16 protein-coding genes are annotated in these 19,769 nt (G+C 55.4%); 13 read left to right on the top strand and 3 right to left on the bottom strand.

Translation table 11 applies throughout. The annotated features are described in order from the left end of the window. Positions 1 to 24: 24 nt before the first annotated feature. Together ACUVTU_RS03860 and ACUVTU_RS03855 are read right to left on the bottom strand one after the other, a co-directional pair. Positions 25 to 1,134, bottom strand: coding sequence for a CoA protein activase (locus ACUVTU_RS03860; RefSeq protein ID WP_445888650.1), 1,110 nt, complete (start codon positions 1,132 to 1,134; stop codon positions 25 to 27). Positions 1,135 to 1,137: 3 nt separating this feature from the next. Next, entirely contained in the window at positions 1,138 to 2,115 is a 978-nt protein-coding gene (locus ACUVTU_RS03855; RefSeq protein ID WP_445888649.1) for an acyl-CoA dehydratase activase-related protein, read from the bottom strand. A gap of 170 nt (positions 2,116 to 2,285) precedes the next feature. On the opposite strand from ACUVTU_RS03855, the gene ACUVTU_RS03850 reads away from it, so the two are divergent. Beyond that, positions 2,286 to 2,912, top strand: a complete 627-nt coding sequence (locus ACUVTU_RS03850) for a DUF3786 domain-containing protein (RefSeq protein WP_445888648.1) — start codon at positions 2,286 to 2,288, stop codon at positions 2,910 to 2,912. 6 nt (positions 2,913 to 2,918) lie between these two features. Then, positions 2,919 to 3,461, top strand: coding sequence for an NUDIX domain-containing protein (locus ACUVTU_RS03845; RefSeq protein WP_445888647.1), 543 nt, complete (start codon positions 2,919 to 2,921; stop codon positions 3,459 to 3,461). A 63-nt stretch (positions 3,462 to 3,524) separates the two neighbouring features. On the opposite strand, the gene ACUVTU_RS03840 is transcribed toward ACUVTU_RS03845, so the two are convergent. Continuing rightward, entirely contained in the window at positions 3,525 to 4,163 is a 639-nt protein-coding gene (locus tag ACUVTU_RS03840) for a septum site-determining protein MinC (RefSeq protein ID WP_445888646.1), read from the bottom strand. Between the two features lie 189 nt (positions 4,164 to 4,352). On the opposite strand from ACUVTU_RS03840, the gene glgA reads away from it, so the two are divergent. From glgA to ACUVTU_RS03785, 11 genes are all read left to right on the top strand, one after another. After that, a complete protein-coding gene (glgA, locus tag ACUVTU_RS03835) occupies positions 4,353 to 5,846 on the top strand; it encodes a glycogen synthase GlgA (protein ID WP_445888645.1) in 1,494 nt (497 codons plus the stop codon). Positions 5,847 to 5,974: 128 nt separating this feature from the next. Further along, positions 5,975 to 7,429 carry a sigma-54 interaction domain-containing protein gene (locus tag ACUVTU_RS03830; RefSeq protein ID WP_445888644.1) on the top strand — a complete coding sequence of 485 codons (1,455 nt, stop codon included), beginning with the start codon at positions 5,975 to 5,977 and terminating at the stop codon, positions 7,427 to 7,429. A 245-nt stretch (positions 7,430 to 7,674) separates the two neighbouring features. Further along, positions 7,675 to 8,814, top strand: coding sequence for an acyl-CoA dehydrogenase (locus ACUVTU_RS03825; RefSeq protein WP_445888643.1), 1,140 nt, complete (start codon positions 7,675 to 7,677; stop codon positions 8,812 to 8,814). Positions 8,815 to 8,938: 124 nt separating this feature from the next. Next, positions 8,939 to 10,558 carry an AMP-binding protein gene (locus ACUVTU_RS03820; RefSeq protein ID WP_445888681.1) on the top strand — a complete coding sequence of 540 codons (1,620 nt, stop codon included), beginning with the start codon at positions 8,939 to 8,941 and terminating at the stop codon, positions 10,556 to 10,558. A 404-nt stretch (positions 10,559 to 10,962) separates the two neighbouring features. After that, the gene (locus ACUVTU_RS03815) at positions 10,963 to 12,597 is read left to right on the top strand and encodes an AMP-binding protein (RefSeq protein ID WP_445888642.1); all 1,635 of its coding nucleotides are present in this window, start codon (positions 10,963 to 10,965) and stop codon (positions 12,595 to 12,597) included. Between the two features lie 472 nt (positions 12,598 to 13,069). Further along, positions 13,070 to 14,209, top strand: a complete 1,140-nt coding sequence (locus tag ACUVTU_RS03810; protein ID WP_445888641.1) for an acyl-CoA dehydrogenase — start codon at positions 13,070 to 13,072, stop codon at positions 14,207 to 14,209. Between the two features lie 178 nt (positions 14,210 to 14,387). Then, positions 14,388 to 15,158: an electron transfer flavoprotein subunit beta/FixA family protein gene (locus ACUVTU_RS03805; protein ID WP_445888640.1), complete on the top strand. Its 771-nt coding sequence runs from the start codon at positions 14,388 to 14,390 to the stop codon at positions 15,156 to 15,158. Between the two features lie 34 nt (positions 15,159 to 15,192). Continuing rightward, complete coding sequence (locus ACUVTU_RS03800; protein ID WP_445888639.1) at positions 15,193 to 16,176, top strand: electron transfer flavoprotein subunit alpha/FixB family protein; 984 nt, start codon at positions 15,193 to 15,195, stop codon at positions 16,174 to 16,176. A gap of 220 nt (positions 16,177 to 16,396) precedes the next feature. Next, positions 16,397 to 17,554, top strand: a complete 1,158-nt coding sequence (locus ACUVTU_RS03795; protein ID WP_445888638.1) for a (Fe-S)-binding protein — start codon at positions 16,397 to 16,399, stop codon at positions 17,552 to 17,554. A 100-nt stretch (positions 17,555 to 17,654) separates the two neighbouring features. Beyond that, positions 17,655 to 18,836 (top strand): acetyl-CoA C-acetyltransferase, encoded by a 1,182-nt coding sequence (locus ACUVTU_RS03790; RefSeq protein WP_445888637.1) that lies wholly within the window; start codon positions 17,655 to 17,657, stop codon positions 18,834 to 18,836. Positions 18,837 to 18,901: 65 nt separating this feature from the next. Further along, positions 18,902 to 19,753, top strand: coding sequence for a 3-hydroxybutyryl-CoA dehydrogenase (locus ACUVTU_RS03785; protein ID WP_445888636.1), 852 nt, complete (start codon positions 18,902 to 18,904; stop codon positions 19,751 to 19,753). Positions 19,754 to 19,769: the final 16 nt, after the last annotated feature.

The following is a 19,769-nucleotide window of genomic DNA, read 5'->3' as shown; positions in this document are numbered from 1 at the left end:
CTCCTAATAGCGTTGTCATGCTGATTAAATGGCCGCCGCAGGCTGGCCGGCGGCCAGGGCGGGCCATTTCTTGCGCCGCATCAGATCTACAAATGCTTCCAGGCGGGTGGTCATGCCCGCCTTACCGGTTTGCTCATCCAAGAAGAAGGTGAGCACCGGGATGTTGTAGCGTGTGCTTACGGTAGTGAGCACGGTGCGGGCCACTATTTCCGGAATGCAGGTGAATGGAGCCAGTTGAATCACCCCGTCGTAGCCGTGCTGGGCGTAAACAATAGTGTGACCCACGGTTTCCCGTCCGTGACCGCCAATGCACAGGGGAATGAAAGGGCGGGCGGCCTGGTGCACCTGCTGGGTGACACTGGTGTGGCTGATGGTGTTGTCCCTAGTCCAGCTGGTCAAATACATGGAGCGATCCACTTCTACCCCCAGGTGTCCCAGAGTTTCTTCGATCTCCAGGTTGCTGGCCGGTTCCAATAAGACGTATATTTCACCTACCAGCCCCACTTTCAACACAGGCCTTTCCCGGTCCTGGGGTAGCGCCTTCAGTTCGTCCAGCGCTGCTGCTTCAGCTTCGGTGATCTGGTCCAGGGTGGTGGCCTGATCTAAGTAGCTTAAAACCCGGCGATAGGTTTTGCTGGTACTGCCCCGCTGCAATTCGCGGGGCCGGATGATATGGGTGAGCGCTTCAATGCGGTCCAGGGCTTGCAGCTTGCGCCAGCCGCGCCTGATGCACTCCCAGACCGCCCGGTAGGACAGGCGGGCATTGTTCAGGCGGCGGATGTTGCGCAGGAAGTCCACCGGATGCAAAAGGGGTGGTTCAAAGACAATCAGTTCCACCGGATAGCCAATATGGTGCAGGATGCGCTTGTGGATCTGGCCGTACTGGCCGGCCCGGCAGGGCCCCACACCGCCGCTGGTGACAATAATCTCGGCACCCATCTGACAGGTTTCCACATAGGTGCCCATCAACACTTTCAGAGGAAAGCAGGCGAATTCGGGTGCATACTGCACGCCATAGTCCAGAGTGCGCTTGCTGGGGCGGGGAGGCAGTATTACCTGATTGCCCAGATCTTCCAGTAACATTTTAAAGGCCCGGTATGATTCGCCCATATGGGGGAAAGTAACTCTGGGCACGTTTTACACCCCCTTCTTGCGTCTGACCATGTCTACGAAAGCTTCCAGCCTGGTCATTACTCCGGCCTCACCGCTGTGCTCATCAATGGTCAGGCTCATGAACGGTACCTGTGGATAATCATGAGCGGTCAGTTCCATCAGCTTATCTACCATAGAATCCGGCCCGCAGCCAAATGCGGTGAGGTGAATGATGCCGTCTACCTTTTGCTGCCTGAAAAAATACAGGGCGGCCTTGATGGCCCAATCGCTAAAAGTCCAGAACATGGTTTTGTCCAGCAGGTGTTCCTGCTGCCGGAGGTAGTTTTCCGGTACATTTTCCATGGTCAACATCCGCACACCCAAACGGCGTAGCTTGCCCGGCAATTCAAAGCTGATAAAAGGATCGTGTACCAGGTACGGGTATCCCAGCACGGCAAGGGTAAGGTTCCCTTCCGCTGGCGGGTCGGGTAGCGGCTTACCCTGTGTCAGATGGGCCAGGGCAGCGGGCAGCATGTGGCCGCTGTGCAGCAGCCGAGACAGGGCTTTATCCGCCCTGCGGGCCTGCCAGTAGGCCCGAACAATCTGGCCGAAAGGTTTGCGAAAAAATTGTCCTATACTTCGGTAAGCGTTCCACAGGTTGGTCGAGCGCTCCCGCACATCAAACCAGGTGTCCAGTACGGGCAGCTGGCAGCTCAGTCCATGCTTGACCATGTCGGGCATGCCCAGAAATTTGGGGCAGTATATGGTACGCCTGTTGAGACAGACTATGCGTGGTACAAACAAATAGTCCACTCTGTCCTTCAGGGACAGCACATGACCGATATAAACTTTGACTGGCAGACAGGCGTCTGCCAGCGCTTCCCTCACTCCCTGATCCAGCAGTTTTTTGGTAGTGGCTCCCGATGTGACCACCTGGAGGCCCAGCTCGCTAAAAAAGGCGTGCCAGGCCGGATATTGGGTGAAGTACATCAGCGAGGCCGGTATGCCAATTTTATACTGCAATTTTTATTCCTCCAGCCGGGGGCAGTGCGTTTGCTCAGATTTGCTCAAGATGTTAATTCTACCATTGAAGTTAAAATCCTGCTACCGGGGCAAAGTATCTGTGGCGGAAGCAGGAAAGAGGCCGGTTCTGGCGAAAACATTTCAAGTAAAAAGATGACAGGGTGATGAGCGTGGCGCTGATAAATTTGCAACCGGCCTACCAGCTGGCCCGGGAAAGGCTGGCTGCCGGCGATCCGGAACAGATGGCCCGGTTTGGCGAAGTGGATTTTAGGGATAATCTGTTTACGGTGTCGTTTATAGGGACCAATTATCTGGTGGAGTATCCTGCCGGTTGGGTGCGGCATCCGGGCGGGGGCGAAGCTCCTCCGGAGGTGGCCATCTGCATTTTGCACTATCTTTGCGGCATTACGCCCGTGCCTTTACAGGACAAGTACATTGCCTTTAGAGAAATTCCCGGGGCAGCTATCTATATCGACCCTTTTACCAAAAGGACCATCAACCCGCTGGTAGCCATGTTTCGGGACCGGGTGGCCGATCTGCTGGCAGTGGGTCAAAAACTGGGGGGGCGGCCGGTAGAGCTGGGTGATGCTGCGGTAACCATTCCCGTGCTCCCCCGGGTGCCCGTGACTTATGTGCTGTGGGAGGGGGACGAGGAATTCCCGCCCAGCGGCAATGTGCTTTTCGATGCATCGGCTGCATTTCACCTTACAGCGGAAGATTATGTGATGCTGGCCAGCCTGCCGGTCTATACCATGAAGGGGCTATTGGCGGCACTGGACAAAACAAGGCAGGTGTGAACAGAAATGCAGGATTTTAAAGAAAAGACCCTTTCCTCCCGGATGATTTATCAGGGCAGGATCTTTAATGTACGTCAGGATCAGGTGGAGCTGCCGGGCGGCAAAATTGCCGGACGGGAAGTGGTGGAGTACCCGGGAGCGGTGGCCGTGGTGCCCCTGACCGGCGATGGTAAAGTGGTGCTGGTACGCCAGTATCGCTATGCGGTTCAGGAGGAATTGCTGGAAATTCCGGCCGGCAAATGCGATCCCGGGGAGGATGAACTGGCCTGTGCGGTGCGCGAACTGGGTGAGGAAACCGGTCTGACCGCCGGTCGGTGGGATAGGCTGTGTGCGTTTTATACTACACCCGGATTTACTACTGAAAAGCTGACGGTTTTTCTGGCTCGTGAGCTTACCTTCGGTCGGGCTCATCCCGATGAAGACGAGCTGATCCGGGTTGAGGTGCTGCCGCTGGCGGAGGCGCTGCGGATGATCGAACAGGGACAGATCCGGGATGGTAAAAGTATCGTGGGACTGCTGACCACTGGCAGGTTGTTGGACAGAGAGTAAAATATATAAGCCGCTTGCCATTAAGGCAGGCGGCTTTTTTGCGATTGCTTGCCGGGGCCTGGTTTAAATACTGCGGCAGATAATGGCGTCTCCCTCCACCCAGGCCAGCAGCGGACCGCTCAGCCGGGTGAAGAGGGTTTCCGGAGCATTGACATTGCCAATTTGCAGGCTGGCCGGTTTAAGTTCCAGAGCGCACACAGTGGCCCGGGGATCCCGGGTGCCAGCCCGAATGCAGCCCTGACATTTGCCCCAGATGACTACGCTGCTGGCAGCAATGATCTCGGCTCCGGGGTGAACATCGCCCACCAGTACCAGGCTGCCGCTGCTTTTGAGCACCTGACCGCTGCGCAGGTGCTGCCAGTGCAGGTTGGCTGTACCGGGTGTTTCGCTTCTGGTGGTGGCACCGGAGTGGGGTTCCCGGGCGGCCAGGTTGCCGGCTGCTCTGCCGGCGACCGGCGGCCAGCGCACATCCTGACAGTATACCAGACCGTACTGCTGGCAGATCTGCACCAGCTCGGTATTTTTTTCCTGGGGGATTATTTTATTGCCGAAAAAGGCAAAACGGGCACCGCGGAAAAAATTACCGGCAACAGACATTTTATTATGTAAATTGCGCTTTATTTCCTCCCATTCCCGGTCACAATCCAGCAAAATGGCCAGACCCTCGCGGGTACCTTTGATACAAATTGCTTCCCGGGTCATGTCCGGCTACCCCTTTCGGAAAATTTTTCTACAAAATGTTACTTCGATGTTACTTCGCCCGCCAGAGGCAAAATCCTGCCGGTGGTAAAGGAAAAATCAAATGTTGTGTCATATAGGCGCGGTTATGGTCATGTAGACGCCGGCCCGGCGGTATACTAAAACAAAATATATGGCATGGGAGGCTAATTCATGTTTGAACGGCCACTGAAAATTTTGCTGGTATCTTCCGAGGTAGCTCCCTTTGCAAAAACCGGCGGGCTGGCTGACGTGGCCGGCTCGCTGCCCAAGGCCCTGGCCACTGTACCGGAGGGCGTGCCGGGCCATGATGTGCGGGTAGTAATGCCTCTTTACCGGGGAGTGGGGCAGCACCCGTACTTGCTGGACTTTCCGGTAAGTTTGCCCGGGCGCACGGCCACAGCTATTGTGCGGCAGGGTGAGATCAGTGCTCACTATCAGCAGAGAAGCAGCAAAATACCGGTCTACCTGATTAACAACTATCACTACTTTCACCGCCAGGGTATGTACATGTTCCCCGATGAGGCGGAAAGATTCATTTTCTTCTGCCGGGCGGTACTGGAAATGTTGCCCTTGCTGGACTGGCAGCCCGATTTGATTCACTGCAACGACTGGCACACCGGACCTATTCCCTTCCTGCTGCAGGCTCGCTACCGGCAAAATGCTTTTTACCGGCCGATAGCCACGCTGTTTTCCATTCACAATTTGAAGTACCAGGGCATTTTTCCGCGGGAAGTGCTGCGCCTGCTGGAGGTGGGTGAAGAATATTTCCAGCCGGATGGCATTGAATTTTACGGTCAGATCAACTTTATGAAAATGGGTCTGGTCTATGCCGATATCATCAACACTGTGAGCCGTACCTATGCCCGGGAGATCCAGACTCCGGAACTGGGAGAAGGGCTGGACGGCTTGCTGCGCCAGCGCAGTGCCCATCTGTACGGCATCGTTAACGGGATCAACTACCATGAGTTTGATCCGCACCAGGACCGGCGCATATTTAAGAACTACCAGCCGGACAATCTGGCTGCTCGCAAGGAGAATAAGTTCGGGCTGCAGCAGGAAATGGGGCTGCCGGTGCAGGATGTGCCGGTAATGGGTCTGGTTTCCCGGCTGGTGGATCAGAAGGGCTTGGATTTGCTTTTGGAGATCGTGGACGATTTGCTGCAGCAGGAGGTACAGCTCTGCATCCTAGGTATGGGCGATCCATATTATGAACAGGCATTCCGGGAAGTGCGCAAACGGCATCCGCAAAAAGTGGGGCTGCATCTGGGGTTCAATTCGGTGCTGGCCCAGCGCATTTATGCCGGTGCGGATATTTTTCTTATGCCCTCTCGCTTTGAGCCCTGCGGGCTGGGCCAGTTGATTGCCATGCGTTATGGAGCTGTGCCGGTAGTGCGTTCTACAGGCGGGCTGGCCGATACGGTGGCCGACTACAATACTATTCTGGATACAGGTACCGGGTTTGTCTTCCAGGAATACAGCGGGCGGGCGTTTTACCAGGCTATAGGCCGGGCGCTGCAGCTCTACCACGGCCAGCCGCTGGCCTGGCAGAGGCTGGTGCGGCGTTGCATGGAGAAGGACTTTTCCTGGGCCCGATCGGGTATGGAATACCTGCAGCTCTACTACCAGGCGCTACGGATGCGGCAGGACATAGAAAAGATTGCCTGAACAGGGGGAACGGTTGCGCTACAGAGAAATTGTAGTGACAAAGACAAAAAATAATACTGTACAAATTCTTCGGTTCATTGTTAAAATATTCATATAAGTCGAAATATTAAAAACCGGCGGTGGTTGGTTTGCTGTACCAGGAAAGCGCCCTGTTTCCCCTGGCCGGTATTCGGCGTCAGGTTTGCACGGCAGAGCACCTGCTAAAAACCATCTTTGCCAACAAACAGGAAGGGCTGCTGGTAATTGACAGCAATGGCCTGGTAACGCAAATTACCATGTCTTTGGCGGAAGTACTGCATCAGGTGCCTTCCGAGATAGTAGGTCACCCCCTGGTGGAAGTAAGCCGGCACGGTAGCTTTAAAAAGCTGGTGCGGGTGTTGCAGAGTGGACAGCCCGAGCCGGGCTGTCTGGAGACATTGGATGGCCGCTGCGCTCTGGTGCATTATCTGCCGGTAACCGAGGAGCAGCGGGTGCTGGGTGCGGCTGCTCATGTAACTTTTCTAAACTGTTTTTCCAGTGAATGTGCGACCCTGGCCGGCCAGTACCAGAGCAGAAAAAGGCCGGCCCGGTCTATCGGCGCGGTTCAGTACACCGTGGAGAATATTGTTGGGACCAGCCCCCAACTGATTGACCTGAAAGAAACCATTTTAAAGGTGGCACCGCGCAACTCGACCATCCTGATCACAGGCGAGTCGGGCACGGGCAAGGAGCTCTTTGCCCAGTCCATCCATGCCGCCAGTCTGCGCCGTTCCGGGCCTTTCATCAAGATCAACTGTGCGGCCATTCCCGATACCCTGCTGGAATCCGAGTTCTTCGGCTACGAGGAGGGAGCCTTTACCGGTGGTAGAAAAGGCGGCCAAGTAGGGAAGCTGGAGCTGGCTCACGGCGGCACGGTTTTTCTGGATGAAATTGGCGAGCTGTCCTTTAACCTGCAGGCCAAGCTGCTGCGCTTTATCCAGGACCGGGAGATCCAGAAACTGGGTAGCGGCCGTACCCTGGTTAGCGATGTCCGCATTGTGGCGGCAACCAATGTAAACCTGGACCAGTTAGTCAAGTATAAAAAATTTCGTGAGGATCTTTACTACCGGCTGAATGTTGTTAATATACACATCCCGCCCCTGCGGGAACGCCGGGAAGATATTCCGGCACTGGTAGACTGTTTCATCCAGAAATTCAACCGCCTGTTCCGCATGCAGGTGGGCGGAGTAGCTCCTGAAGTGCAGGCGGTATTTCAGCGCTACAGCTGGCCGGGTAATGTGCGCGAGCTGGAAAATGTTATTGAACGGGCTTTCAATGTGCTGGAGGGGGATCGGATTACCCTGGCCCACCTGCCGGCCCATCTGACGGCCCTCTCAGCTGAGTTTGGCCCGGATGAGGAACAGGTCGGCGAGGAAAAAAATAATGGTATTGCCAGCGCCCTGCTTAGCGGGCAGGGATTGGATCAGATTCTAGAACAGAGCGAAAAAATGATCATTATGCAGGCACTAATGCTGTGCAAGGGCAACAAGGCCCGGGCGGCCAGCATGCTCAACATATCCCGTCCGGGTCTGTATAAAAAATTACTCAAGTATGGACTAACTTGAACGGCATAACCTGTAAAGCGGAATTTACAGCAAAGGCCAGGCACCACCGCGCGGTGGTGCTTTTCTTTACACGGTGCAGAACATTTGCGTAACGGCTGGTTAACAGATGTGGCCAGGGCCTATGTTGGGGAGTGGCTGAAGGGCAGCAACCGGAGGGTGTGCAGTAAGTGAGGGTATCCCGGATGTGGTTGCATAAAATTTGCAACATTCAATCAAATCAGAAAATATAACCGGGGGGATGCTCCATGGATTTTGATTTGACCAGGGAACAGCAGTTGATTCGCGACGTGGTGCGCGATTTTGCCCGGGAGGAGATTGCGCCCAGGGCTGCCGAAATTGACCGTACCGGCCAGTTTCCCCTGGGTATTTTGCAGCGTATGGCCGAAATGGACTTGATGGGTCTGCCCTTTCCCGAGGATTACGGCGGGGCGGGGGCCGATTATGTCAGCTACTGCCTGGCGGTGGAGGAGATCGCCCGCGCCTGCGGTTCCACCGGGCTGACCTATGAGGCCCACATTTCACTGGGATGTATGCCCATCTATCTGTTTGGCACCGAGGAGCAAAAGAAACGCTTTCTGGCTCCACTCTGCCGGGGCGAGTGTCTGGGGGCTTTTGGTCTTACTGAGCCCAATGCCGGTTCAGACGCTGGTGGCACCCAGACCCGGGCGGTGCGGGAAAACGGCCAGTGGGTGATCAATGGCAGCAAGTGCTTTATCACCAACGCCAGCTATGCCCGGTTTGTCACCATCACCGCAGTGACCGACAAGACAAAAGGAAAGAAAGGGATTAGTGCCATCATTGTACCGGTGGACACACCCGGTTTTACTATCAAGGCCGGTTATGAAAAACTGGGCCTGCACGGGTCCAATACCACAGAACTATATTTCGATGACGTGCGGGTACCCGAGGAAAATCTGCTGGGCCAGGAAGGAGAAGGATTCAAGCAGTTTCTGCAGGTGCTGGACGGAGGTCGGATAGCCATTGGTGCCATGGCTACAGGTCTGGCCCAGGCCGCTCTAGATGCCGCCTTGCAGTACGCCCAGGAGCGCTATCAGTTTTCTCAGCCCATAGGCAAATTCCAGGCTATCCAGTTCAAGCTGGCCGACATGGCCATGCAGGTGGAGCTGGCCCGCAACATGTATCTCAAGGCGGCCTGGTTGAAGGACCGTGGGCGACCTCACACCAAGGAAGCCGCTTTTGCCAAACTGTTTGCTTCGGAAATGGCCACCCAGGCCGCCCTGCAGGCCATCCAGATCCACGGTGGTTACGGCTACACCAAGGAATTTCCTGTAGAGAGAATACTGCGCGATGCCAAGCTGTGTGAAATCGGCGAAGGCACTTCAGAAATCCAGCGCCTGGTCATCGCCCGCTGTCTTGGTTTGTAATGTCTTTGGGGCAACTACAGTTTTGGGGCCACCCGCACCTGTGCGGGTGGCCGTTATAAAACCTCAAGGAGGCGATGCCACTGTGGAAGTGGGCAAAATCACCATTGGCGGCCTGTTGGATGAGATGGCGGAAAGATACCCGGACAATGATGCGCTGGTGTATGTGGAGCCGCCCCTCCGCTACACCTACCGGCAGTTTCGCGATGTCTGCAATCAGGCGGCCAAAGGCTTCATGAAGATGGGCATCCAGAAGGGCGAGCACATTTCCATCTGGAGCAACAACGTGCCCGAGTGGGTGATCACCCAGTTTGCCACCGGCAAAATGGGTGCGGTGCTGGTAACGGTAAACACCAATTACCGCACCTTTGAGTTGGAGTACCTGCTCCGGCAGTCGGATTCCACCACGCTGATCCTGATTGCCGGCATCAAGGGGCGGGAATACCTGGACATGGTCTATGAGCTGTGTCCGGAACTTTATAGCTGCGCGCCTGGCCAGTTGCAATCGGCCCGGCTGCCGCTGCTGAAAAACGTCATTTACATCGGGCCGGAAAAAATGCCCGGTATGTACAACTGGTCCGACATTATGGAACTGGGCAATCAGGTCAGCGATGCCGAGCTGGCCGAGCGGCAGGCTTCCCTCAAGCCCGATGAAGTGATTAACATGCAATACACCTCGGGTACTACGGGCTTTCCCAAAGGGGTCATGCTCACCCACACCAACCTGATTGGCAATGCCTGCAGCATTGCTGAATGTATGGCCTTTACCCATAAAGACCGCCTGTGCATCCCGGTGCCCTTCTTCCATTGTTTCGGCTGTGTGCTGGGTACGCTCACCTGCGTGGTTTCGGGAGCCACCATGGTGCCGGTGGTGTCCTTTAACCCGGTCAATGTATTGAAAACTATTGAAAAAGAAAAATGTACAGCTGTACACGGTGTGCCCACCATGTTTATTGCCGAGCTGGAGGAGATGAGTAAGAACCGGTACGACACCTCCTCGCTGCGTACCGGAATTATGGCCGGCGCTCCCTGTCCCATTGAGGTGATGAAAGCGGTGGTCAACACCATGGGGGCGAGGGAGATCTGTATTACCTACGGCCAGACCGAGGCCTCTCCGGGCATCACCATGACCCGCACTGACGATCCCATTGAGCTGCGGGTGAGCACTGTTGGGCGGGCCATGCCCAATATAGAAGTGAAAATTGTTAACCCGGAGACCGGGGAAACCGTACCGCCGGGCGTGCAGGGCGAGCTGTGCACCCGGGGCTACCATGTAATGAAGGGCTACTACAACATGCCCGAAGCTACCGCCTCGGCCATTGACAGTGATGGCTGGCTGCACACCGGGGATCTGGCCGTGATGGATGAAAATGGCTACTGCAAGATTACCGGCCGCCTGAAGGATATGATCATTCGGGGTGGCGAAAACATTTACCCGCGGGAAATTGAGGAATTTCTGTACACCAACCCCAAAATTAAGGATATACAGATTGTAGGTGTGCCCAGCGAGAAATACGGCGAAGAAGTGGTGGCCTTTATCCAGCTCAAGGAAGGTGAACAGGCCACACCCGAGGAAATCCAGGAATTCTGCCGGGATAAGATCTCCCGCCACAAAATTCCGGCCTACATTTTCTTTGTGGACCAGTATCCCACCACGGCCAGTGGCAAGATCCAGAAATACAAGCTGCGGGAGCAGGCCATCAAAGAGCTGGGCCGGGAGAAGGCTGCACAGATTGAAACGGCATAAAAAACCGGCAGCTCAAAGCCCGGTTCCGCTGATGGGAGGTGGAGGCGGGAGAGGCTTTTGCTGCCGGCCAATCAAGGTTCCTGTACTTTAATAATAACATATAAACTTTTGTTTACAACCACTTATTTTCCCGGCACCGGTCGTCGGCCGGTGCCGGGAGTACCGGGAGCCGGTGACAACTGCCGCTCAGCGGTGCGGGACCAGATATGGATATATACAAAAGTTAACAGGTTGGGGTTGCCGGAGCTGGCCGGCGCGGTGCGGCGGGATGCTGGAGAATAGCTTGTCAGAGGGGCGAGCGGGTATTTGTATAAAACTTTTTATATAATCAGAAAATTGGCAAGATAATTGCAAAATAAACCGGGCGTGTATATTTTTAAACATTTTTGAAAGGAGTTGTTGGCATGTCCCAGGTACACAACATGGTGGATTACGACAAGACCTACGCCGAGTTCAAGCTAGAGGTGCCGGAATACTTCAATTTCGCCCGCGATGTTCTGGACAAGTGGGCGGAAAATCCCGATAAACTGGCCATGTGGTGGGTGGACGATGAGGGCAACGAGGTGAAAAAGACCTTTGCCGCACTTTGCCAGGATTCACGCCGGGTGTGTAACATGCTGGCCGCCCAGGGTGTGAAAAAGGGTGATGTGGTGATTGTGATCCTACCCCGCTATGTTGAGTGGTGGGTGATCAACATTGCCTGTTTGCGCATGGGTGCTGTAATCAGCCCGGGAACTACCCAGCTCACGGCCAAGGACATCAAATATCGCTTCGAGGCCTCGGAAGCGGTATGCATCATCACTGACAACAGTATCGCTCCGCGGGTGGATGAAGTGGTGGGCGAGTGCCCCACGGTCAAAACCAAAATCATCGTCCAGGGTACCCGGGAGGGCTGGCTGAGCTACGACGAGCTCTTTGCTGCCGCCTCGGATCAGTTTGAAACCGCCAACACGCGCAGTGACGACAATGCCATTCTCTATTTCACCTCGGGCACCACGGGCTATCCCAAGATGACCGTGCACACCCACGCTTCCTATCCCATCGGGCACAAAATTACCGGCACCTTCTGGCTGGATCTGCGGGAAGACGACCTGCACTGGAATCTGAGTGATACCGGCTGGGCCAAGGCGGCCTGGAGTTCCTTCTTTGGTCCCTGGAATATGGGAGCGGCCATCTTTGTGCACCACACTGCCCGCTTTGACACCAAAAAGACGCTGGAACTGCTCAGCAAGTACCCCATCACTACCATGTGCGGGGCGCCCACCAACTACCGCATGCTGGTGCTGGAGGACTTGAAAGCATACCAATATCCCACCCTGCGCCACTGCGTGGCGGCCGGCGAACCTCTGAACCCGGAAGTAATTGAGGTGTGGAAGGAAGCCACGGGCATCATTATTCGCGATGGTTACGGCCAGACCGAAACCGTACTGCTGGCTGGCAGCTATCCCTGCATTGAGCCGCGCTTCGGCTCCATGGGCAAGCCGGCGCCCGGCTTTGAGATCCACGTTATTGACGATGAGGGCAACATCCTGCCGCCCAACCAGGAGGGCGACATTGCCATCCGGGTCAAGCCCAACCGGCCGGTGGGCCTGTTTAAGGAATACTGGAAGAATCCGGAGAAGACGGCCAGCGCCTACCGGGGTGACTGGTACATCACCGGTGACCGGGCCTACCGGGATGAGGACGGCTACCTGTGGTTTGTGGGCCGGGCCGACGATGTGATCCTGGCGGCCGGCTACCGCATTGGCCCCTTTGAGGTGGAGAGCGCCCTGCTGGAGCATCCGGCCGTGGCCGAATCGGCGGTAGTCTCCAGCCCGGATGAGCTGCGCGGCGAGGTGGTTAAGGCTTTTGTGGTTCTGGCTCCGGGTTACCAGCCTTCCGACGAACTGGTGAAGGAACTGCAGGAGCACGTCAAGAAGGTAACCGCGCCTTACAAGTATCCGCGCAAAGTAGAGTTTGTGGACAGCCTGCCCAAGACGGTGAGCGGCAAGATCCGCCGGGTGGAGCTGCGGGAGAAAGAGTGGGGCAAGAAAAAATAAAACAAGCACTGGGTACAGCCGGGCCACGTCGCCCGGCTTTTTTTGGGGCATGATTTTCACTATTCAAAACTCAATATCGTTTACAAAATGCCGTAAAATTTTTATAATATGATTGAACGTTCAGTCACGCGACTGAGTAATTTGTCGATAAAGGAGGCGAGGGTGCGACAGAATGGTGTGTACTGTGTCAGCGATAGTAAACACAGTGACCACTAGAAGCAAATGCTTTATTTAGCTGGCCGGGGCGGGCTTAACCGGCCCGGGTGACTACAGGGAAGCTGTCCTGTCTATCTTTTTCGGCTGGAGCAGCGATGTGCCAGTTTGTCCGGGGTGTCTTGCCAGCAGGACAGAAGCGGGCCGGCTGGTATGTTCAAAGTTTTCTAAATTGTTGGTATGTTATTTGCAAATAGCACACAGCAATTTACCAGTTCTGCTGGTCAAAATTAGCCAGATACTTTAAGGAGGAATTGCTGTGGAATTCATCCTGACTGAAGAACAGGAAATGCTGCGCAAAACTGTGCGCGATTTTGCCGAGACCGAGATAGCGCCCAAAGCCGGGGAAATGGATGAGAAGGAAGAATACGACTGGTCGCTGTGGACCAAAATGGGCGAGATGGGTCTGACCGGTATTCCTTATCCCGAGGAATACGAAGGGGCAGGTATGGACAACCTGAGCTATGCCATCGCCGTGGAAGAACTTTCCCGGGTTTGCGCATCATCGGGCGTCCTGATTTCAGCCCACACCTCGCTGTGTGCCTGGCCCATCTACGCTTTTGGTACTGAGGAACAGAAGAAAAAATATCTGGTTCCCCTGTGCAACGGGGAGAAAATCGGGGCCATGGGCCTGACCGAGCCTTCCGCCGGATCGGATGCCGGTGCGGTTAAACTCACCGCCACTCGGGATGGCGACCACTATGTGCTTAACGGCACCAAGATTTTCATTACCAATGCTTTCCATGCTGACATTTATGTGGTCATTGCCAGTACCGACCGGGCCAAAAAGCACAAGGGCACCACTGCCTTTATCGTGGAAAAAGGAACACCGGGCTTCAGCTTTGGCAAGAAGGAGCACAAGATGGGTATCCGCGCTTCTTCTACCTATGAGCTGGTCTTTGAAAACTGCCGGGTGCCCAAAGAAAACTTGCTGGGCGAAGAGGGCATGGGCTTCAAGATTATTATGATGACGCTGGACGGCGGTCGGATTGGCATTGCCGCCCAGGCGCTGGGTATTGCCCAGGGCGCTTTCGAACAGGCTCTGGAGTACAGCAAGATTCGGGAGCAGTTTGGCAAGCCCATCTCGGCTAACCAGGGTATCCAGTGGATGCTGGCCGATATGGCTACCCGCATTGAAGCGGCTCGCCTGCTGGTCTACCAGGCAGCCTGGCTGAAGGACCAAAAACTGCCCTACAGCAAGCAGTCGGCCATGGCCAAGCTGTATGCCTCGGAAGCCGCCATGTGGGTAACCACCAAAGCGGTACAAATCTTCGGCGGTTATGGCTATACCCGGGAGTATCCCGTGGAGCGCATGATGCGCGATGCCAAGATTACGGAGATTTATGAAGGAACCAGCGAGGTGCAGCGGATAGTCATTGCCTCTCACCTGCTGAAGTAAAACACAGAGAGATCGGGCAATAGATAACTGATGAATAGTGTATTTAGATAGATAATAAAGGCTGACCAGCCTTGAGGACGGTCTTTGGGAGCTCCACCCCGGGCACCAAAGAAAAATGCACATCGTGCTCTGGCGCAAAGCTGATTACTTGACCGGGCATATGCAAAGGAGGACAAATATGAAAATTGTAGTTTGCCTGAAACAGGTATTTGACACAGAGGCCAAGATCACCCTGGATGCCAGCGGGCAGATCAATAAGCAGGGGGTCACTCTGATCATCAACCCCTATGATGAATATTCGGTGGAAGAAGCATTGCGCCTGAAAGAAAAATACAAGGGCGAAGTAACCGTGATCAGCGTGGGCAGCGACGAAGCCCAGAGCGCTCTGCGTCAGGCTCTGGCTATGGGCGCGGACAAGGCCGTGCTGGTCAACCCCGGTGATGTGGAGCTGGATGAGTACGCCACCGCCGTAATTCTGGCCAAAGCCATTTCCACTCTGGAATACGACCTGGTCTTCGGTGGCTATATGGCTATTGATGACGGTTCCTCCCAGGTGGCGGTACGGGTGGCCGAACTGCTGGGTCTGCCGGTGGTCAATACTGTAACCAAGCTGGAAGTGGCCGACGGCAAAGCTGTAGCTACCCACGACATCGACGGTGGCAGTGAAGTGGTGGAAGTGTCCCTGCCGGCCATGATCACCTCCCAGGCGGGCCTGAACGAGCCCCGCTATCCTTCCATGAAAGGGATCATGCAGGCCAAGAAGAAGCCCATGACCAAACTGTCCCTGGCTGATCTTGGTCTGGATGCGTCCCAGGTGCAGCCCAAAGTAAAGCCGCTCAGCTATTTCCTGCCCTCACCACGGCAAGCTGGTAGGATTATTCCTGGCGAACCCGCGGAAGCTGTATTAGAACTGGTCAAGGCGCTGCGGGAAGAAGCAAAAGTTATCTAATACACTTTACAGAGAGTTTAGGAGGGTATCAGGAATGGCAAAAGGAATTTGGGTATTTGTCGAACAGCGTGACGGCAAGGTGAGGAAGGTCACCTATGAGATGCTGAGCGAAGGGCGCAAGCTGGTGGATAATTTCGGCGGCGAGCTGGCGGCCGTGCTGATAGGCAGTAATGTATCCGATCTGGCGGCCAGTTTTGGCGAGTATGGTGCCGATAAGGTTTATGTAGTGGACAGGCCCGAACTGGCCAGCTACACCACCGATGGTTACGCCAGCGTACTGGCCGACCTGGTCAAGAAATATGAACCGGCTGTGGTGCTGCTCGGTTGCACCCTGGGCGGCCGTGATCTTTCGGCCATGGTAGCTCAGAAGGTCAGCACCGGCCTGCTCACCGACTGCACCGATATGTATCTGGAAGACGGCAATCTGGTTTTCGTACGCCCCATTTATGCTGGTAAAGCCTTGACCAAGGTTTGCTGCCAGAATGCCAGCCCGATCATGGCTACCATCCGTCCCAATGTGTTTGCTGTCAGTGAGCCCCAGGCCGGCCGGACAGCCGAGGTGATCAAGGAAGACCTGGCACCAGGCGATATCCGCCAGATTATTAAAGAAGTGGTCATGCAAATCAGCACCCGCCCCGAGCTTACCGAGGCCAATGTGGTGGTGTCCGGTGGTCGCGGTTTGAAAGGTCCGGAAGGTTTTGCCCTGCTGGAACAGCTGGCCGACGTGCTGGGTGCAGCCATCGGTGCATCCCGGGCGGCCGTGGACGCGGGCTGGATTCCTCACTCCCTGCAGGTGGGCCAGACCGGCAAGACCGTATCCCCCGTTCTGTACATTGCCTGCGGTATTTCGGGTGCCATCCAGCACCTGGCCGGCATGAGTTCCTCCAAGTGCATTGTGGCCATCAACAAGGATCCCGAGGCCAACATCTTCAAGGTGGCCGACTACGGTATTGTGGGCGACCTGTTCGATGTGGTGCCCATACTGATTGAAGAACTGAAAAAGGTGCTGGCATCTTAACCAGTCAGGTTCCGTGTCGCAGCCCGGCTGCGGCCCGTTAAGAGTTGGTTTGTCCGGGAGCTGCCGGAAATACCCGATCATATATAATTCCCGCGCACCCAAACCCTCCTTGCTCGCTGGATTTATATTGCTTATTGAGGGGTTTTCGGCAGTTTCTCTATTTTTTCAGTAATGGATGGCTTTTTCGGTTTTTGCAGCCCTTAAATGAGGAGGAATAGATGTGGCCGAGCCATTAATGATCTTTGACGAGGTAAGGGATGTCATCGTCGCCTCGGGCGGCGAGGAAATAACCAAATGTATGCAGTGCGGCCTGTGCACCGCGGTCTGCCCCTGGCACAGAATGGAGAAGGAAGCCGAGTTCAATACCCGGGGCATGTTCCACATGGGCCGTCTGGGATATGATGGTTACGAGTCCGATGATTTCCTGTTTGCCTGCACCACCTGCAACCAGTGCGCCGTGTTCTGCCCGCGGGGCATCAAGATCCCCGATCTGGTGCGCAGCATGCGCAGCGTCATTGCTGAAACTGGCGGTATTCCCAAAAACTTAAAGGCCGTAGTAGGCAGCATCAACAGCCAGGGCAACCCGTGGTCTCAGGAACGGTCGGCCCGGGCCGATTGGATGAAGGGCTATGAAGTTCCTGCCTTTACCCCGGATAAGGAATACCTGCTTTATGTCTGCTGCACCTCGGCCTATGACGGCCGCAGCCAGAAAGTGGCCCGGGCGATTGTGGACCTGCTCAAGGCTGCCGGTGTGAGCTTTGGTGTGCTGTCGGGAGAAGAGCAGTGCTGTGGCGAATCGGTGCGTAAAATCGGTGCCGAGCAGGAGTTTACCAACCTGGCCGAATATAACATCAAGCTGTTCCAGGAAAAAGGTGTCAAGAAGATCATCACCACTTCACCGCACTGCTATTATACCTTCAGCAAGGAATATCCCGAATTCGGTGCCGATTTTGAAGTATATCACTATACGGAAATCCTGGCTGATCTGCTCAAGCAGGGTAAGCTCAGTTTGAGCAAGTCGGTGCAGGGCAGGGTGATTTACCATGAGCCCTGCTATTTGGGCCGCCACTCCCGTATTTTCGACGCACCGCGTGAATTGCTGGGGGCGGTTCCTGAGCTGAACACGCTGGAGTTCCATCGCAGCAAGGACCTGAGCATGTGCTGCAGCGGCGGTGGTGCCCGCATCTGGATGGAAACCGAAGCGGGACTGCGCTTTTCGGATGTCAAGGTACAGGAAGCGGCAGCAAAGGATGTTAATTACATTGCTACAGCCTGTCCCTACTGCATCGTTATGCTGGAAGACAGTGTCAAGAACCAAAATCTGGATGAAAAAATTGCTGTAAAGGACATTAGCGAACTGCTGCAGGCCAGCCTGTAGATACAAGCACAACGGACAGGAAAAGCCAGCCTGGTGCTTGGGGGGGTACCAGTCTGTCAGTTATATCCAGTGGAAAAGGTGGAGAAAGGGGAAGTAAAACGTGCGAGAAGTGGTTATTGTCAGCGCTGTGCGCACGGCGGTAGGGAAATTTGGCGGTACACTGGCCGGCGTGCCTGCTGTGGACCTGGGGGCGCTGGTAATCGGGGAAGCGGTTAGGAGAGCCGGTATAGACGCTGGACTGGTAGATGAAGTGATCATGGGCAATGTATTGCAGGCCGGCCTGGGGCAGAACCCGGCCCGCCAGGCAGCGCTAAAAGGGGGAATTCCTCAAGAAGTCCCGGCCTGGACTGTGAATATTGTTTGCGGTTCCGGTTTGAAGGCGGTGGGTTTGGCCGCCCAGCAGATCATGTGCGGGGAGGCCGACATTGTGGTGGCCGGTGGCATGGAGAACATGAGCGCCGCCCCATATGTGATTGATAAGGCCCGCTGGGGTTACCGCATGGGTGACGGCAAGCTGGTAGACGCCATGATCAAGGACGGCCTGTGGTGCGCCTTTAACAACTACCATATGGGGATCACGGCGGAGAACATTGCCGAGCGCTACGGCATCACCCGCGAGGAACAGGATCGCCTGGCTCTGGCCAGCCAGGAGAAGGCTGTTGCTGCCATAGATGCAGGGCGATTTAATGATGAGATTGTACCCGTGCCCATTCCCCAGAAGAAGGGTGACCCCGTGCTGTTTGCTGTGGACGAGTTTCCGCGCCGCGGCACTACACTGGAAGCCCTGGCCAAACTCCCTCCTGCTTTTAAAAAGGACGGCACGGTGACGGCCGGGAATGCTTCTGGTATCAACGACGGGGCGGCTGCCTGTGTGGTCATGTCTGCCGACAGGGCCCGGGAACTGGGTATAAAGCCCCTTTTTGTCATCCGCAGTTCGGCCACGGCTGGAGTGGATCCGGCGGTAATGGGACTGGGGCCCATACCGGCAACACGCAAGGCGCTGCAAAAAGCTGGCCTCACTGTAGCCGATCTGGATCTGATTGAAGCCAACGAGGCCTTTGCTGCCCAGGCCTGCGCTGTAATCAAGCAATTGGAACTGCCCCTGGAAAAGGTCAATGTAAACGGTGGTGCGGTGGCCATCGGTCACCCCATTGGTGCTAGCGGAGCCCGCATCCTGGTTACCCTGCTTTATGAAATGAAGCGGCGGGGCAGCCGTCTGGGCCTGGCCACACTGTGCATTGGTGGCGGTCAGGGTTGTGCCATGATTGTGGAAAATGTGTAAACACGAATCATTTATAATGATTATTTTATGGGAAACATCAAGAATAATCGGGAGGCTGACTCTTAATGGATATTAAGAAGATTATGGTTGTCGGCGCGGGACAGATGGGATCGGGTATTGCCCAGGTAGCGGCAGCGGCCGGTTTTGCAGTGGTGCTGAACGACATAAAAGATGAATTTGTGCAGCGCGGTCTGGGCATTATTACTAAAAACCTGAGTCGCGACGTACAGAAGGGTCGTCTGGACGAGAGCCAGAAAGCCGAGATTTTGGCCCGTCTGACTCCCTCTACCAGCTTGAGCGACGCAGCCGACTGCGATTTGGTGATTGAGGCTGCTATCGAGAATATGGAGATCAAGGGCAAGATTTTTAAAGATTTGGATCAGATCTGTCCGGCCCATACCATCCTGGCCACCAACACCTCCTCGCTGCCCATCACCGAAATTGCCGCTGTAACCAAACGGCCGGAGAAGGTTATCGGTATGCACTTCATGAACCCGGTGCCCGTGATGAAACTGGTGGAAGTGATTCGCGGCCTGGCTACCTCGGATGAAACATATGAAATCATCAAGACCATGAGCGAAAAGATGGGTAAAGTGCCGGTGGAGGTCAATGACGCTCCTGGCTTTGTGTCCAACCGGGTGCTTTTGCCCATGATCAACGAGGCCATATACTGCGTATATGAGGGTATTGCCACCCCCGAAGCGGTGGATCAGGTGATGAAGCTGGGCATGAACCACCCCATGGGGCCCCTGGCGCTGGCCGACTTGATCGGTCTGGACACCTGCCTGTACATTATGGAAGTGCTGCACAAGGGTCTGGGCGACAGCAAGTACCGTCCCTGCCCGCTGCTGCGCAAATATGTTGCTGCCGGGTGGCTGGGCCGCAAGACCGGGCGCGGTTTTTACAAATATGAATGATTGGTGAACGGGGAGG

Source organism: Desulfurispora sp. (assembly GCF_052744395.1).
This window is presented reverse-complemented; position numbering and strand designations above follow the sequence as displayed.